This is a genomic window from Bacillus sp. FSL R9-9410 (assembly GCF_038050385.1).
Taxonomy (GTDB): Bacteria; Bacillota; Bacilli; order Bacillales; family Bacillaceae_G; genus Bacillus_A; species Bacillus_A cereus_U.
In genome coordinates, this window is the sequence record NZ_JBBOTV010000001.1 from 457466 (window position 1) to 474431 (window position 16966).

The window sequence follows — 16966 nt, forward strand, 5'->3', positions numbered from 1 at the left end:
GAAACACTTTAGTACTAGTATTATTTTTAATATTAGTGGTTACAGTGACAGATTATAGAACAGCAGAGATGACCACCTACTTAGGTATTATGGCTACAGTGATTTTAAGTGTAGCACTTATTATTAATTTAATTGCCTTGTATATGAAAGGAAGGGATAAATAGTATGGATATTAATAATATTATGAGTGAAGAGTATAAACGCAAAATAGCAAAAGAAGTTGTATTAACGGCGCCTGAAACTGCACATGTTTTAGGCGTTACAACTCAAAGATTACACACGCTTGTAAAACAAGGTCGGATAACACCTCTTAAAGTATCGAATAGAGTTGCGGTCTACTTTCGACCAGATGTAGAAAAGTTAGCTGAAGAATTAGCGCCATTAAGAGATAAATATCGTCCATATGAATAAATTGAAAGCCAACTCTTTTTATGAGTCGGCTTTTTTGTCGTTATGTAGCTAGAATTTACTTTTAGATAATGCCTTTAATATTGGTTTTACAATCAGACCTATTAGACGAAATCCCTTAAATATAGATCGTACAACCTTCATAATATATCCTCCTAAAATTTAAGTGGACTATGTTAATTCTACTTGTTCATTTTAATTAAAGCTTTATCCATTTGGCGCTCATTAGCTAATGTAGAACCACTTGTTGTATTTTCTACACCGCGGTAGTTATATTTAGAGTTTTGCCAGAAGTCGAAGGCGAAATCTTTTAATGGTTTTTCTGATGCGTTTTTATCGACTACTTGTGATTTGAAAATATTTGTTAGCATATATTCATGGTTAGACACATCTTTAATATAATTCTTATCTTTATATTCTTTAATGATTTCAGTACCAAAAGTGTTCACTTCATCATTAGATGGTTTGTAGCCATTGGCATATTTACTTATTTCATCAAATTTTTCAGTTGTAGATTTATCACTGGATGCTACTTCTTTAACCGTATTTCCCCAGTCAACTGTTTTAACCGTCTCTTTTGCGGCAGTGTCTTCTTTTTTAGGTTGTTCTTTCTTTTTCAGTAATCCAAAGTCTAAAATAGTATCTACTTTGCTGTCATTAAACAATATGTAAACATAACCATCTTTTTCTATACCATCCAATACAGGATATTGATAATCAACAAGTGACTGATTGAATTGATTAACATTTTCTTTTCCTTTTCCGCCTACAATTTTTTCAACTTCTTTCATACTCATTCCTTTTTTAATCTGTTTAAATTCTTCTTTAGAAATTTTTCCATCAGCTGTACTATCAGCTGTACTACATGCTGAAATTAATATCACCATAAGGGATATAGACATTAAAAAAAATAGTGACTTCTTTTTCAATATTTGTTCCTCCTAAAATATGTTGTGAATATATTCCGTTATCCAGTATAACAAATAAGCAACAGTGCTTTAAGGAATAATTTGTGAATGAAGGAAACATTTAAATAGTCTTTCGCCAAAACGAGAACATGTGTGCTATAATGAACACAAACAAATGTTCTTATGGAGGTTATCACATGAATCATTTACTTAAATGTTCGTTCAATCAAAAAATCCCAATTGAATTAATTTATTTAAACGGTTCAGGAGATTTATCTCAAAGAACTGTAATTGTTAGAAAGATATATGAAGATCGTGTATTAGTGTATTGCATGCAAAAGCAACAAGTTAGAATGTTGAAATTAGCTAATATACTATCAATTGATAAAGTAAGAATGAAATATCAATATGCTTAAACATACATAATGAGGTGATATTATATGTCAACATCAATTCCTAAACCACCAAAGAAGAAAGGTGCTTCAAAAAAGGAACCTAGACCGTATATGGATGAATTCGAACAACAAGAAGCTGCTGAATTAATTCAAATGGCTGTGCAAGATGATACAGAGTTAGTGTTTACTTTGTATAGAAAGTATAAAGACCCAGAAATTATTAAAGGCAAAATAATTAAACTTGAACCACAAATGGGTAGAATTGTGTTGAGTGATGGACCTAATCCGATACATAAAGTTCAGTTTATGAATATTTTAAAAATCGAAACACCTCGTTAATTAAACTGGGTGTTTTTTATATACTCATAAACTCACTGTCAAAATAGAACTTGTCCATTAAGTTATTCACAATTCCGTTGAAATAAGCGAATTTACCATTCTTCATTTTTGTGCCAGACTTCACTTTCATAACAAATTCTTTAATAGCTTTTAAGCCAATAGTAAGCTCCTGGTCTTTATTGAACACTGTATCACCTGTTGTATAATTAACGACTTTATTACACTGTCTTACGACCTTCCACAGTTCTTGAATTGTTTTAGATTCAGAATAAAAAGAGCTAGTTAAAGAAACAAAACGTTCTGGTACCCAATGAGCAACAAAATTAGCTCCTTTAATGTTTTCTTCAGGTGTATTGCTATTCTCATTACTATTACGTTTGTTTATATTTTTTATATTTTGTTTTAAGGAAACAGGTGTTGTTTTAATGGTAGGACACTTTGTAGGATTTTTAGCAGGTTGCTTGTCGGACATTTCTTCCACAATTGGTTGAATGATAATTGCATTTGAAGTTTGAAGCATATCTTTTTTACGCTTCATAGATACCTGGCGGATCATGCCTAAGTCCACAAGTTTCTTCATTAAACGTTGTACAGTTTTATATGATACTTCCATCTTGTTAGCAATCCTATTTTTGCACAGGAAACTAACGCCTACATATTTGCAGCTGTGGCGCTTTAAAATTCCAAGTAATGCAATGAGTTTAGATTGTACATCGGTACGCTTAATAGACATACAGATGATGTCTCTATATGTACGAATAGTTTTATTCATTTCTTCCAATTCTATAAATGTAGAAAGATTGTGGAATGATTGTTCACTTGCTATAACATCAATGCGTTCCTTCATTTGTATATGTCTCCTTTGTGGAAACAAAAAAGCAACGTAGCCATTTTGTGACAAACGTTGCTTAATAGACCCTGCATGATATAAAATAATTCATGAGGGTACAGCAAGTGTTTGCCTAGTACGATTAGGCAGGCGGTATAAGAGTGTTGGTAGCACTACTTATACACGTTGTGCTCTTTTATTTTTAATTTTTCGTATTTGCGAGAACTTTACATGTTTATATTTGAATACGAAAAATCAAGTTATACATAGGCAAACTATTTTTATTGGAAGTTTAAATACGTCGATTGTGCACCCAAGGGAAGTTTTTAAAGAAGCGTTCCGTCGGGCAGCAGCCTCTATTATATGTTTCCATATATATTGTTTTAAAATGGGCGGATTCATTATTTGTTGTGAATTTAATGTTTGGTAGAATTTCGCCCAATCTATATGGGCGAAATTCTATTGATAAAATAGCTTCTTAATCTAAAGGATTTTTGTTTTTAATTGCTTATGTATCTATTTTTTGCTTGGCATGTACTAGTTCGCTGGACAAACAAGATCGCGTAAGGTTTTTGGGGATAAGAAACCTTGAATTTCTTGGGCAAAGAGATGCAATTTATTAGATGTAAAAATAGAAATATAAAACGCTATCCTTTCCTATGATTCTACAGAAAGAATAGCGTGTTTTTTAATTTTAGAGGGTATATTGTTGTGTTGACTTGATAACAGTGGGAGTCCACTCCTTTTAGGTAATAGATTAATTTCAGAAGAAAATTAAAAAACGCATCAAATATGCAATATTGCATATTTGTAGAATTCATTATCCAAAAAACATAATATATGTTTTAATTAACCAAGGGAGTGATTAGTATTTTTGGTAAACTAAGGAATCATAGTTATTTTTTTAAAATTTAAAAGGGGTGTTTTTTTATGAATACTGAAAAAGGAAATGAAAATTTTGAATTTAACGAGTTATTTGGTGATATTGAGTTAATTGAAATTGACGAAAGTATTACACTTTCTGAAACTGCTGCATCTAGTGGTATTTCATCTTGCAATAGTTGTTCTTGCTGTGCATCTACTTCATGTTGTGATGGTTGTTGTATTCATATAGGCGGATGATTTAATAAATCACTCCCCCTTAATTTGATTGTGAGGCGATTTTATGGATATTATTATTAATAATTTAAATAAAAAGTATGGAAATATGTATGCGCTTAAGGACTTAAACTTAAAAATAAAAGAAAATTCTACTGTTGGTATTATTGGGCACAATGGTTCTGGAAAGACAACATTATTAGAAATATTATCAGGCTTAAAAAAACCTACATCAGGAAATATTAATTTTTTGAATGGAAAGGATTTTAAAGAAGATTTAGGTGTTGTTTTGCAAGAGAATTCTTTTTATGAGGATGTAAAAGTTATAGAATTAATTAAATTATTTTCAACATTCTATAAAAGTACGATGGATGTAAATGAGATCATTTCTGTAACTGGGATAGAAGGATATATTAATGAGTATTATAAGAATTTATCAGGTGGAATGAAGCAACGAGTTAATATTGCATTGGCAATATTAAACAAACCGAGATTACTATTATTAGATGAACCTACTACTGGATTAGATCCTATAGCAAGAGAAGATTTGTGGAGCATTGTAAGAAAGCAATCTAACAACACAACAATTTTACTTTCTTCTCATTACATGGAAGAGGTTGAGAAATATTGTTCTCATATTTTGTTTCTTATTAAGGGAAATGTTCATTATTTTGGAGAGGTAAAAGAATTAATAAATAAAGAACAAAAAAGTCTAACAGATATATATATATCTTGGAATCATGAAGGAGCAAAAAATCAATGAGTTCATTTGCTAAGCAATTTTTAATTGAATTAAAAATATATTTAAGGCAGCCGTTATATATACTGTTTAGTTTAATAATGCCAGTTGCAAGTTTTGTGTTTTTTGGGAAATTGTATTCGTCAAATGATTATGGTGGAGTGGACTTTTTTTCTTTATATATACCTGGATTTTGTATGTTAATTTTATTTGCTACATCTGTTTTTAATGTTGGAAATCAAATTATATCCGATAAAGAGAAGGGGATATATAGAAGAATAGCTGTAACCCCAATTAAAATTTCTCGATTTATTGGGGTTATTTTACTGAAAGCGGGTTTATTAGCTATCATTGGCTTCCTCCTTATTATTTTAGTTGCTATCTATATGTTTAATATCGAATTCGGTATTGAGAAAATCTCATTCTTATTAGCGTACATTATTTTTATTGGTTATTCATTATTGTTAGGTATTGGGATAGCTCTACTTATAGATAGAATTAAGACGTATACAGTTTTAATGATGACCTTATTTTTTCCTATGTTCTTCTTATCAGATGCGACATTACCATTAACAGCTTTACCAAAGTGGGCTCAGAATATTGCTGAGTTTAATCCTTTATATCATGCAAATAAAATATTACGTCCTTTTTGGGATAGTAAATTTAATGATTTATATAGTAATAGTGAGTTATTTAAGTCTTATTTAATTTTAGGAGTAATATTATTGGCAATCTATATAGGATTATTGGTTAAGGAGAAGATGAAAAATGACTAATAAATTTCATCCTGTAGTTGTTCGGAGAGAAAAGTTTTTGGCGCGTAATGATTTTTTTTTAAATAAAGAATTAACAAGCACGTTTCGATACATGAAAAATATTAAAAAAGAATTAGATCAATTGCTTATGTCAATTGATTTAAAGAAAGGAGGGAAAAAAAAGCTATTAACAGAGATAGAGGGTGAAGATAAAAGTAAAGAATTAGAAGACTATGGAAAATTACATCATCACTATCAAGAGTGTTTAATGAATTTAAAAGAAGTCTTGGTACATGCAGAGAAGGAAGACCGCATAAGGTACAAAGAACTTTTGAAGGAAAATAAAGATTTTAGATCGATGATTAGACTAGTTAATAAACCTTTAAATAATAGAATCGAAAAATATTTAAATAATGAGTACGACGATAGTTATAGAAAGCTACGAAAAATAGAATATCCACTTTCAAATATTATAACTCGAGCTATTAAGAAGACTTCTCCATATTTATTATTTAATGAAGTAAGTTTTAGTTCAAATAATATTAATGACTTTGAATATAAAGTTGATAAGGAGTTAATTACTCCAAATTTTGTATTTTTCCATAGATTATACGAAAAAATCATCTTGAATCATTGGAATATAAAAAATACAGTGTTTAGAGTTAATAGAAGAACAAAAATTGAAGGAGAGTATTTGTTCTTTTTTTCTAATTCTACAGATAATTATAAAATTTATAAAGCAAAAGATGGGCTAGGAAAATTAAAAGTAAACAAGTTTATTGAATTTTTATTATCAAGAGATATTGTAACTACTTTAGATTTGCAAAAAACATTTAAGCTTACAGATATAGAAGCACATAAGGTATTTACTAGGTTATATGATATTGGTTTACTTGAAATCATAGAATATTTAGATGAGAAAAAGGATATATTTAAGCAAATATTATCAAAGATACAAAAATTAGATGCGATAGAATATAACAGATTCAATTTCATTACTATCAAGAAAATGCAAGAACAATTCAAACATATAAATAAAGATTTGAATGAGGAAATAATTAATAGTATTGAAAAAAAATACAATGAATTAGTAGAATATAACAATATGGATGATATGCCTAATAATATTATGGTGTATGGTGATAATATCAAAAGTCAATCAAAATGCGGAGAGGTTTTATCAAGTTCTATTACCGAACTGTTAAGTGTTTATAAAATATTTGATGTGAACGAATTAATAAAAAATGAATTCATAAATAATATTGAGAAATATATGGTCGATAATAAAATCCCTTTTAATCATCCTAATATTTTGAATGAATTAACTAGTGCAAATTTGAAATATGCCGAATTTTGGACAAATCCATGGTTTACTCCTAAAAATATGTGTATAAAAAATAAAGAAATATTAAATATTAGGGACAATTTCAAAAAAGAATTTATGATGTTGAACCAACATAAAGACTCCATAGATATTGAAGAAGTCATTGCAGATTTAAAAATAAACATTTTAAATGATAAATTTAATAGTAGGTATTCCCCGAATGGTTTTTTTAGTGTTTTCTTTCAAAAGGATAAAAATAAGACTATAATCAATAATATTTACCCAGGTTATGGAAGTTTTTATATAAGATTTCTTAGATATACGAATATTCAAGAAAAATATAGGAAGGAAATAAATGAGTTTTATTATGATGATAAGTGCAAATATGCTGAAATAAATGAGACTTTAGGGTTTAATGCAAATGTTTCTAATGAAGTATATTTACCTTACAGATTAATTGATGATATATCAAGATCTGTGGATCATAAGCAAAATTATGAGAAGATTATACAAAGTAATAATTGTATGTTGGTATATAAAGAAAATGAATTGTTCCTAGAGTTTGAGAATGAATATATAAAACCAGTAATTAATAGTAGTTTAATCAGAGCTCTATATCCAGGAAAATTAGCTTTTGTTAGTAGTATATTTACCAATATTAACTTTATTACAAATTTGTTGGTTCTAAAGATTAATTATGATAAAGATATAAATATTTTACCGAGGGTTACATATAAAGATTTAGTGTTAAATAGAAAAAAACACTTTGTGAAGAATAATGTTTTTAAAGACTTGCAAAACAAAGAATGGTTTGAACGTTATATATCTATTAGAAATTGGATTGAAGAAAATAATATAGGGAATGAGTTCTACATTAGAGTAAGAAAAAAAGAATACATCGGAAAAAACATATTATCATTTGATGTGGAGTTTCAGAAACCTCAATATTTTAATTTGGAAAGTCCACTTTTAATGAGACATTTAGCCAGCATTCTGACTAAATCGGCGGAATTGATAATTGAAGAGTCTATTCCAAAAGATTCTTCATCTCCAGAATTTATGCAGGAGGTTAGGGTAAATGAGTAACAAAATATATAAAATTTCTATTTCTTTAAACGTGCAAAAAGAATTTAAATTAAGTTTTTTGAAAGAGATAATTAATACTATAAAAGAATTTAGGGTTAAAAATCCTGAAGTAGAACTATTCATATTTCGTAACATAGAAAACGGCCCGAAGATTAATGTATATATATATGGAAAAAGGGACGTTTCGTATACTTTATATTGTGAAGTGGAAAGTTTGTTTCAGAAGTTCTTAAAGGAAAATAAATTAAAATTTCGGGAAAACTCGATTTATAGCACTAGTATGGAAGAATTGAAAACAATGAATAATCTTCTAACGTATTCGAATTATGAAAATTTAACTTTATCGTTCGAATGTATAGATAATATAGAGCGTAATGGCGAATATCATAGTGATGAAGAAAAGGAATTTGTAAACAAATGGCTATTGGAAAATGGCACTTTGATTGAAGATACTATTAATTTTGTAATAGAAGAAGAACCTTATAAAAAAATATTGTTTGCTGTATTGCTATTCAAGATAATTTCTTCAAAATTAGATAGAAAAAGTTTAAGAGGATATTTATCTTTCAAATCTCATTATGAAGGTTTTATAAATTATAAAGAGTATGAAATGAAGGGATATGCAGAAAAATTCAAAAAATATTATGATGTATATCACCAACAATTATACTCGAATTTCTATACTTTTGACAAAATGAAGGACGAGCATATGAGAAGATTATTGATGACATGGGCTAATAGAATCGATAAAGCCGTAGTGGATATAAAAGTGCTACCCAGAAGGAAATTAGAGGTAGATCATATGGAATCCTTTGTGGAAATGAGTGAGTTTCATAAAAATATCTTCTCACAGGAGAATATTCATTATTATGTTAGTGATGAATTCCAAAATTATAGAATATTAATCAATTTAATTTATTTACTTTTACCTACATTAGGTATAAATACAATTGAGAGATTACTGGGTAGCTATATCTTAATACGATTGATTGAGGAAGGATAAACTTGAAGTATATATATAATAATAATTTGTTTATTAAATCAAAGAATGAAAAAAAATATTTGTTACGTATAAAAAATAAGGAATTATACATTGATAAAGAAAAAATTAATTACTCTTTAATAGAAGAGATTGTTACTTTAACTTGTGAAAGTATTGATTCTAAAGAATTAGAGACTATTTTGAGAAAGACATATAGTATATATGAAATAGAATTACATCTTAAACTATTGGTTAAGATAAAAGCGTTATCAATAGTTCAGGATAGTTACATTGTATCTCCCAGAAATAATTACATTATAAAAAATTATCCGGATGGAGAAGGAATAATTGAAAAATTGGATTCTACTAATGATGAATTTCCTAATGTGATTTGGATAGATAGAAACGATACAAGTAATATTCCTAATAAGTATCCATTTTTTATTGCAACAAAAGATTTACTAACTAATTATGTTTTTAGAGTCTGTACGCAACAAGATAGAAAAAGAATAATTTCATTTATTAAAGAATCCAAACTTGTTTCAGATGGCTTATTGTTATGTGACTACAGTAAAGAAGTAATGTTGAGGTATATTGAATTATTGAATATAGATAAGTTGTCTAATTCACAAAGGCTAAAGGATGCTTTTTCCTTTTATTCAGATGGTCAAATAAAAAACTTTGAAATTGATCATTACTCTGACTACTCTTACAATAAAGAAATGATTAATGTGAAGGTTAGGGAAAATAATGAAATAATTTCCGCATTAATCCAGTACTTCTATAGCTCTCCTAATTTTGATTTAAAGATAGGCGTGGAAAGGAAGAATAATAAATTTGTTGGCTTCTATCAAACTAGAATTCAGAACTTAAATAATGAAGAAGTAAAAGAAGATACATATTTATTATTCTTAGAAAAGATATGTAATGATATCTTAAAATTTATTAAATTACCTAGTGTAAAGCAAATAGCAAGTATTCAAAGAGAATTTGAAAATACAGATGAAGCAATAATTAATTCCCAGATATATGTAAAGACAGGGGTTTTAATAGGTGATAAACATGTACTTAGACAATAAGTTAATTGTTAATAATTTGTTAGAAAATGAAGAAATTAAAAAAGAAATTGAAAAAAATTTAATTAGAAATAAAAAGTTAGATATCAGTAATAATATGTTAAAGGTTAATAAATTGGATCCATACTTAGATGCAATACAAAAATATTTAGAAGCTAAAGTTAAAAATAAAGAATTTTTAGACTTTAACACAAACTTTTTAGAAGTATCGAAGCACAATATAAATTTAGAGTCTAATGAGAATAGGCAAAAAAACAATATGTTAAATAAAAATTGGCATATAAGAAATCTAAGTGAACTATCTTATTTGAAGAACGAACTTTTTGATAATAAATATGGAATAATAAATAATATTTATAAAGATATTAATTCCAGTGATTATTGCATAGTAGGAGCAGAATTTTCCATCTTAGAATCTAAAGAAAATATAGTTGGATACGGGAGGGCTACCACTTTTCAAGAAGCAGAAAATATAGCTATTTTAGAAGCGATAGAAAGATTTTGCATGTTTAATATTGAAAATTGTACCCACAGAGGCATCTTAAAGGAAGTTATTGAAAATCCATATATTAGAAATGAATTGAAAGAGTATGAAGATGAGAATATATATTATATTGAAGCACATAATTATAAGACAAATGATTCATCAAATATCCCTTTACAATTTGTTGATTTAGTTGTTAAAGATAATAAGAGAATGGTTTTAGAAACTTCTAATGGCACCGCAATAGGAACGAGTTATCACGAAGCGATGTTATATGCATTATTAGAGTTTATTGAAAGAGATGCATTTTTAACGTTTTGGCACAAGAAAGTTAAATTAGATATGATTGATGTAGCGAGTTTAAATGTAGAACAAAAAAATATTATAGAAAATTTCGAAAATGATGGAAAGAAAGTTTATTTATTTGATATGGCTATTGATATAGATATACCAACAATTCTCTGTTTAATCATATCAAATAAAGAAAAACCTGCTACATATGTAAGCTCAGGGACACATATTGACCCTGAATTAGCAGTAGATGCGGCTTTAAAAGAAGCTATTGTTGCACATAACATTTATAGAACGAATAATGCGGTAGGAAAATTATATAATAATAAATTTGAAGTTGAAGGTCTATCAGATCATTTTAATTACTATTCACATCCAAGTAAAATTACTACGTACGATTGGTTAATTGAAACTAGTAAAAAAAAGAATTTGTATGAAGTATATCCGAAGATAGAGAAGAATTTTAGTGATGTAGAAGCTGTAGAATTCGTAATTAAAAAAATGGAGAATATAAAAGAAATATATAGTGTTCTTTTAGAAAATAGATTTATACAAAATAAGGGCTTATATGTAGTTAAAGTTGTGATACCAGAAATGCAGACAATGTATTTTGGCTATAAGAATAAGCGTATAAACATTAATCGACTAGATGCTGCTATTAATAATTCGAAGCATAGATATAAGGTAGAATTTAATAGGGGAGAATACTATGATGAACCACATCCCTTCCCTTAAAAAAGATTTTATAGAAGATTCGGTTATCAATAGATACGTCACTGGGGAGAAAGAATGGAAATCATCGCGTTATATTGAAAATATTTCAAGAGTATGTAATGAAAAAGTGCGTACTACTACAGAATTTGAATTTTTTTTAAAAAAATTAGCTAAAGCATTCTCTGTATGTAGAATAGAATTTGAAAATCCATATCAATCTCATAAGTTATTTCCAGAAGCTAGGGGAATAGGTACTCACAAGTTGGTGATAAAACATACATACAATAAAAAAATGTACACCTATTATTTAATGAAATATTCCTCTAGTTTTGAATTAATAGATGAAATAGAAGTGGATGAGAAAGATGAAAATATCGCTTTGATTTTATATTTTGATATATATGAAATAAATAATATATATGGAAAGTTCGGATTTATATTAACATTACTTAATGGTGGGCATTTAATTGATAATATACAACAATTTATAAGTCATGAAGGTTTAATTATGGAAGGTGGAGAAATCTTTCCGCACGATTGCACATTTAGTAATGATGATTTTTTATTTCCTGGTGTAAAGATCATGTTATCCTCAGTTTCTCAAAGTAGAAGTTCAGAGTATATCTTTAAAACTAAATATAAAGTGGATTTTGATGCGCGTACTATCTATAAAGATGACTATTATAGAAGTTATGTTGATTTTAAGAATCGATGTATTAATTCTAGAAATATGATTCGTTCAACTTTCAATAATCTATATTTTCAAAATATGAATATGAGAACTAGTGGTCACAATCTACAGGGATTGGCGTTTAGAAGAAAAATATGTGCTGATTTTTCCTTTTTAAAAGATATAGTGTCAAAGTATCCGTATTTAAAGGTGAAAGTTTTCAATCAAGATTTCCATAAGATATTATTTGAAGTTGGGGATTTTTTAGAATTGGATAGTGTTTCTTATTTAGTTCTGATATTTATTGATTCGGAATATTTGTTCACTCAAAAGGATTTGGCGTATGCATATTTATTAAGTGGACAATTAATGAATGAAATAAATTCAAGAATTTCTAATAAGCTTTTTTGTAGATGTATTCGGAATATTAACGAGAAATATATCTTAAGTGAAGGGGAAGTACATGGATTTCCGTTATATGCATGTATGATAGGTGATAAAGGTTTAGCAAGTAATTATAAGTTAGAAAGGTGGGAGTGTGATTAAATCTATTCATTATTTTATTCATAATTTCGATGATCAAGATAGATTAATAGTGAAATTAAAAGAAATATTTAAAGATATTCAATGGTTTTATATTAGGTATTGGGAAGGAGGACCGCACTTAAGGATTAGGTTTTTAGACGATGGTAATATATATGAAAAAATTTTATTAGATACTATAAGTAAACATCCAATAGAGAATAAGAAGATTTACTCAAAAAAAGAGTACTATGAAATGATAACTGTTCGAGAAAGTTATGAAGATCAAGATAATTTATTATGGTATACCCCATATTCGATAGAATATATTGAGTATGTGCCTGAACTTGAAAGGTATGGTGGGACAATAGGAATGCCTATATCTGAAAGAATCTTTAATATATCTTCAAACTTAGCGAGTGATATTATTTCAAAAAGAAGTAATCTTCATCAACGATTACTTCTTTCATTGTACTTTTCATATAGCATTTTAAAAACCATGGATGTTAATGTGAATGATTTTATGGGACAATATTATTCATTTTGGAAAACATATGAAAATGGAATGAATTTCAAGGTTAATGAGAAAGCAATTGAACAACTAAAATTTGCCATTAAATCATTAGATAGTAAGAAGTGTTATATGGAAGAAATCAATAAAGTTGTAACGGAGTTAAAAATAATAAAACACCTTCTTAACAATAAGGATTATATGTTATATATATTAAGCTCTCAAATACATATGCATAATAATCGATTGGGTATTACAGCAGATATGGAGGCATCCTATGCTAAAATATTAATGAGTATAAGTAGGTGAGGGTGTAGTGTGGAAACGGAAAGAGTCTAATTTTAATAATATATTAAAGTTGATGGAATTTCATTATTTAACGTCACATGAACGTAGCAACATGGACATAAATCATATTAAGAGTGTTCATACTGAAGAAGTAATAAATACAGTATGTTCGACAATCAATTGGAATGAATTAATTGTTAATGAACAGTTGGAAATGGAAAAACATGAGATTTTTCGAAAAAGGAGAACTTCATGGGATTTTAATAATTGTGTAGATTTAAGTAAGTTACATGCTATTTTAAACATAGGACTAGGTGTTACTGAAATAGTTAAATATGGAACAAATATAGTGCATAAGAGAGCATATCCTTCGGCTGGAGCAGAATATACAGTTAATGTTCATTTAATAGCAAAAAATATTGATAAAAAAATAGACAACAAGGTATTGAGAGTTAATGATGATGGATTAGAAGTACTTCATGAATTGAATAACTATAATTTTAATGAAATTTGTTCTTCTACAAAGTATGGAGTTAAAAGTTTTGAAGATGCCAATGTATTAATTTTTTTAACTATAGAATTTGAAAAGTTATTTTCAAAATATGGTGCATTATCATATAGATTGGCACTACTAGAGGCAGGGCATATGGCTCAAAACCTTCAATTGGTAGCAAGTAATTATAATATTAAATCAGTTCCTTTAGGCGGGTTTTATAATGAAGAAGTAAAATCAACCTTAAAATTAGATACTGAAGAATGTCTATATATTTTAGCTTTGGGGTGAATGTATGCTTTTTTGGAAAAATAACTATAGATTATTTGAAGAAGCAGGAACTTTAGTCATATATAATTTTAAAACTAATAAGGCTGAAAAAGCTCTTGATATTAAGAATAATCGAAAAGAACAATTTCAAAAATTAAATGAAATAGATTTAAACAGCACTGATCAGCAAAAATTATTTAATTTAATAAATCCCGCTTTTAACAAATATCTAAAAGAATTTGGTAAAGAAGAATTGGAGCAGTTAGCAAAAATACAAAAGTTTAGTATTCAGTTTGCATTAAATTTAAAAGATTCTTATGTTTTGAAGAGTAATTTAATACAAATAAATATTGAAATGTTTCATTTGTTTTACCGAATTTTCAATATTTCTGTATATGAGGATTTATCGTTTGATAATTTTAGAGTTAGCAGGTATTCAACTAATCAGCTTAAAAGCATATTTAATAATGCTGTGTGTAATGATAAAAAGGTTTATTTGGTTAATTATAATAGTGTGTCTAGAGACGACATCGAGTATATAGAGGATACTTGTAATAAGAAAAATTTAATTAGGTTGTATTACGGTGAGACAAAGAAAGAAATAGTGATTGGCCCTGGTTTAATTGGAAATGAACAGAAAGTATCAGTTTTAAAAATATACGAAGGGCACTATTTTGAAAATACACCTTTATCATTGGAAGCTAATGCTTTAATCTCTTCACTGCTAACTTATGAATTACCAAAATACCATGAGAATTTGATGAATTTATGTGTAGAAGATATAAGTTTGTGTAAAGGGAAAATTTTTATGATTAATAAAAAGAATTTTTCGGCAGAAGATATTATTTTATAGAAAAGGAGAAATGAAAGTGAATTATAATAGACATAAAATGGTAGATCCAAAGGAAACGATTAATAAAATTAAGGTTTTTTTAAAAGACCTTCAAGTAAACATTAAGGAACATGAGTTACTAAATACAAATGGATTTAAGTCTCAACTATTGCAATTAAATACAACTCCATTATTTGTAAATGGAAAAGGGACAACTGATATTTTTACACAAGCAAGCGCATATGGAGAACTAACGGAGAGGATTTTGTCAAGTGTTTTATTTAGATTTAATTATAAAATGGATCAAAAAAGTATTGAATTAGACAGGAATTTAAGTGTTGTTGATAGTCTTGGATATGATATTGATTTTGTAAATGAAAAGTTAAATGCAAACATAGATCAATATTTTTTAAATGAAATTCAAAAATATTACTTTAAAGATTTAGATGAGAAAAAAATAGTTATAGAAACTTATGAAGATTATTTTAATAAAGAATCTATAGATATTCCTGTTTCATACATAGATGCAATGTATACAACAAATGGTATAGCATTTGGTAATACATTATTGGAGGCTAAGATACAGGGGTTAAGTGAAGTTTTTGAGAGATATGCAAACAGGGAATCTGTAATTAATAGGATGACCCTCCCAATGATTGAAAATTGGGAACAGTTAGCGGATGATAAGTTAGTAGAAAAAATTAATCAGTTTAAAGATCTAAATGAATTAGAAATAGAGGTGCGTTCGGTTTGTATTAAAGAGCAACTACCGGTAGTCTGTGTGATTGTTTATAAAAAGAATGATGGAAAGTATTTTGTTAAGTTTGGAGCTCATTTTTCTTTTACAGTTGCTTTAGAAAGATGTTTTACAGAACTAATGCAAGGTCGAAAGCTTGAGAATGATTTTTGGAAAGCTAGAATTTATCCAGAGAATAAAGTTTTGATTGAAAAAAATCTAGAGGATATAATGAAAGATGGCGATGGATATTATCCTCCTGAATTCTTTAATAAAGAATCTATTGATAATTTTACATATGAATTTGGTGAAGATAATGATTCTGCATTATTTATTTATGAAAAATTACTTTTAGAGTTAGGGAACAAAGTGTATTTTAAAGATTATAGCTATAAGGGATTTAATGTATGTAAATTCATTGTTCCTGATGTGAGTAATGTGAATTTATCTATGAGTAATGTATTACAATGGTATAGAAATAATGAGAATCACACTCGTGCATTACTTAATTTTGTAGAATTAGATAAAAATGAAAGAATGCAGACGATTAAATATTTTAAAGATTTAGGAGTTGCAGATAATAGTCTTCTAACAGGGTTTATTAAATTCCCAATTTCATATAGAGATAAGTTAAATTATCTTACTTTATCATACCTTAAATCGATTGATATGATCTTAAGTGGAGAGGAAGTAAAAGAATTTGCATACTCAAAAGTAGTTAACTCTAATTATAATAAAATAAAAGAATTATTAGGGAAAGGTAATGATAAGGAAATAATTTATCAAGCACTTTTATATCCTCGTTTAAACAATAATGAAATATATATTCAAAAACAGAAAATTTCTTTCAATCAAGAAATTAAGGTTTTACAAGACACAATAAATAAGAATTTTTAAATTTGACGTCTGTGAAAAAATAAGATTATGATCCCCCTAAGGAAACTATTTACCTCAGGGGGATGTATGAAAATATAAATAGATATAAAGTAGTGTATCTAATGAGGAAAGACTGAAAATTATTAAAATGGGTGAAAGATAAAAGAGGTGATTTATACAGTGGTTAGATCACCCATACATGCCCATCAACTTAAGGATATTGACTACTCTCAAGTGTAAAAAACGTTATTCTTTCTAAAGAAGATTATTAGAAAGAATAACGTTTTTTATGAATGTTTTGTTTCAAGGTAGACTACAATTATTTGCTGAAGAGCTATGC

At 27.7% G+C, this 16966-nt stretch carries 17 protein-coding genes and 1 pseudogene; 16 read left to right on the top strand and 2 right to left on the bottom strand.

Features of this window, described 5'->3' with window-relative positions; all coding sequences use genetic code 11:
• Window positions 1–165 precede the first annotated feature (165 nt).
• The gene (locus tag MKX77_RS02560; RefSeq protein ID WP_341305754.1) at window positions 166–411 is read left to right on the top strand and encodes a DNA-binding protein; all 246 of its coding nucleotides are present in this window, start codon (window positions 166–168) and stop codon (window positions 409–411) included.
• 179 nt (window positions 412–590) lie between these two features.
• Here MKX77_RS02560 and MKX77_RS02565 read toward each other — a convergent pair whose 3' ends face one another.
• Complete coding sequence (locus MKX77_RS02565) at window positions 591–1310, bottom strand: hypothetical protein (protein WP_341307925.1); 720 nt, start codon at window positions 1308–1310, stop codon at window positions 591–593.
• Between the two features lie 203 nt (window positions 1311–1513).
• Between MKX77_RS02565 and MKX77_RS02570 the strand changes: the two genes are divergently transcribed.
• Entirely contained in the window at window positions 1514–1732 is a 219-nt protein-coding gene (locus tag MKX77_RS02570) for a hypothetical protein (RefSeq protein WP_341305755.1), read from the top strand.
• A 24-nt stretch (window positions 1733–1756) separates the two neighbouring features.
• Window positions 1757–2050, top strand: a complete 294-nt coding sequence (locus MKX77_RS02575; RefSeq protein ID WP_341305756.1) for a YolD-like family protein — start codon at window positions 1757–1759, stop codon at window positions 2048–2050.
• 16 nt (window positions 2051–2066) lie between these two features.
• On the opposite strand, the gene MKX77_RS02580 is transcribed toward MKX77_RS02575, so the two are convergent.
• Complete coding sequence (locus MKX77_RS02580; RefSeq protein WP_341305757.1) at window positions 2067–2897, bottom strand: helix-turn-helix domain-containing protein; 831 nt, start codon at window positions 2895–2897, stop codon at window positions 2067–2069.
• Between the two features lie 202 nt (window positions 2898–3099).
• Here MKX77_RS02580 and MKX77_RS02585 point away from each other — a divergent pair.
• From MKX77_RS02585 to MKX77_RS02645, 13 genes and pseudogenes are all read left to right on the top strand, one after another.
• Window positions 3100–3309: pseudogene (locus MKX77_RS02585) on the top strand (JAB domain-containing protein); the annotation flags it as partial.
• A gap of 500 nt (window positions 3310–3809) precedes the next feature.
• Window positions 3810–4001, top strand: coding sequence for a thiazolylpeptide-type bacteriocin (locus MKX77_RS02590; RefSeq protein WP_341305758.1), 192 nt, complete (start codon window positions 3810–3812; stop codon window positions 3999–4001).
• Window positions 4002–4044: 43 nt separating this feature from the next.
• Window positions 4045–4740 carry an ABC transporter ATP-binding protein gene (locus tag MKX77_RS02595; protein WP_341305759.1) on the top strand — a complete coding sequence of 232 codons (696 nt, stop codon included), beginning with the start codon at window positions 4045–4047 and terminating at the stop codon, window positions 4738–4740.
• On the top strand, window positions 4737–5492 hold the full coding sequence (locus MKX77_RS02600; protein ID WP_341305760.1) for an ABC transporter permease: 756 nt from the start codon (window positions 4737–4739) through the stop codon (window positions 5490–5492). The genes MKX77_RS02595 and MKX77_RS02600 overlap by 4 nt, the downstream gene beginning before the upstream one ends.
• Window positions 5485–7881, top strand: coding sequence for a hypothetical protein (locus tag MKX77_RS02605; RefSeq protein WP_341305761.1), 2397 nt, complete (start codon window positions 5485–5487; stop codon window positions 7879–7881). The genes MKX77_RS02600 and MKX77_RS02605 overlap by 8 nt, the downstream gene beginning before the upstream one ends.
• Window positions 7874–8884, top strand: a complete 1011-nt coding sequence (locus MKX77_RS02610) for a hypothetical protein (protein ID WP_341305762.1) — start codon at window positions 7874–7876, stop codon at window positions 8882–8884. Before MKX77_RS02605 ends, MKX77_RS02610 begins: the two co-directional genes overlap by 8 nt.
• A 2-nt stretch (window positions 8885–8886) precedes the next feature.
• Complete coding sequence (locus MKX77_RS02615; protein ID WP_341305763.1) at window positions 8887–9942, top strand: hypothetical protein; 1056 nt, start codon at window positions 8887–8889, stop codon at window positions 9940–9942.
• Window positions 9926–11449 carry a YcaO-like family protein gene (locus MKX77_RS02620; protein WP_341305764.1) on the top strand — a complete coding sequence of 508 codons (1524 nt, stop codon included), beginning with the start codon at window positions 9926–9928 and terminating at the stop codon, window positions 11447–11449. Before MKX77_RS02615 ends, MKX77_RS02620 begins: the two co-directional genes overlap by 17 nt.
• Window positions 11424–12644 (top strand): hypothetical protein, encoded by a 1221-nt coding sequence (locus MKX77_RS02625; protein ID WP_341305765.1) that lies wholly within the window; start codon window positions 11424–11426, stop codon window positions 12642–12644. The genes MKX77_RS02620 and MKX77_RS02625 overlap by 26 nt, the downstream gene beginning before the upstream one ends.
• Window positions 12637–13440, top strand: coding sequence for a thiopeptide-type bacteriocin biosynthesis protein (locus tag MKX77_RS02630; protein WP_341305766.1), 804 nt, complete (start codon window positions 12637–12639; stop codon window positions 13438–13440). Before MKX77_RS02625 ends, MKX77_RS02630 begins: the two co-directional genes overlap by 8 nt.
• A gap of 7 nt (window positions 13441–13447) precedes the next feature.
• The gene (locus MKX77_RS02635; protein ID WP_341305767.1) at window positions 13448–14203 is read left to right on the top strand and encodes a SagB/ThcOx family dehydrogenase; all 756 of its coding nucleotides are present in this window, start codon (window positions 13448–13450) and stop codon (window positions 14201–14203) included.
• A gap of 4 nt (window positions 14204–14207) precedes the next feature.
• A complete protein-coding gene (locus MKX77_RS02640; protein WP_341305768.1) occupies window positions 14208–15035 on the top strand; it encodes a hypothetical protein in 828 nt (275 codons plus the stop codon).
• Between the two features lie 16 nt (window positions 15036–15051).
• Window positions 15052–16647: a YcaO-like family protein gene (locus MKX77_RS02645; protein WP_341305769.1), complete on the top strand. Its 1596-nt coding sequence runs from the start codon at window positions 15052–15054 to the stop codon at window positions 16645–16647.
• Window positions 16648–16966: the final 319 nt, after the last annotated feature.

Bases quoted from the DNA above. Each gene is read 5' to 3' on its own strand.
- MKX77_RS02560 (WP_341305754.1), top strand. From the start codon at position 166: ATGGATATTAATAATATTATGAGTGAAGAGTATAAACGCAAAATAGCA.
- MKX77_RS02565 (WP_341307925.1), bottom strand. From the start codon at position 1,310: ATGTCTATATCCCTTATGGTGATATTAATTTCAGCATGTAGTACAGCT.
- MKX77_RS02570 (WP_341305755.1), top strand. From the start codon at position 1,514: ATGAATCATTTACTTAAATGTTCGTTCAATCAAAAAATCCCAATTGAA.
- MKX77_RS02575 (WP_341305756.1), top strand. From the start codon at position 1,757: ATGTCAACATCAATTCCTAAACCACCAAAGAAGAAAGGTGCTTCAAAA.
- MKX77_RS02580 (WP_341305757.1), bottom strand. From the start codon at position 2,897: ATGAAGGAACGCATTGATGTTATAGCAAGTGAACAATCATTCCACAAT.
- MKX77_RS02590 (WP_341305758.1), top strand. From the start codon at position 3,810: ATGAATACTGAAAAAGGAAATGAAAATTTTGAATTTAACGAGTTATTT.
- MKX77_RS02595 (WP_341305759.1), top strand. From the start codon at position 4,045: ATGGATATTATTATTAATAATTTAAATAAAAAGTATGGAAATATGTAT.
- MKX77_RS02600 (WP_341305760.1), top strand. From the start codon at position 4,737: ATGAGTTCATTTGCTAAGCAATTTTTAATTGAATTAAAAATATATTTA.
- MKX77_RS02605 (WP_341305761.1), top strand. From the start codon at position 5,485: ATGACTAATAAATTTCATCCTGTAGTTGTTCGGAGAGAAAAGTTTTTG.
- MKX77_RS02610 (WP_341305762.1), top strand. From the start codon at position 7,874: ATGAGTAACAAAATATATAAAATTTCTATTTCTTTAAACGTGCAAAAA.
- MKX77_RS02620 (WP_341305764.1), top strand. From the start codon at position 9,926: ATGTACTTAGACAATAAGTTAATTGTTAATAATTTGTTAGAAAATGAA.
- MKX77_RS02625 (WP_341305765.1), top strand. From the start codon at position 11,424: ATGATGAACCACATCCCTTCCCTTAAAAAAGATTTTATAGAAGATTCG.
- MKX77_RS02640 (WP_341305768.1), top strand. From the start codon at position 14,208: ATGCTTTTTTGGAAAAATAACTATAGATTATTTGAAGAAGCAGGAACT.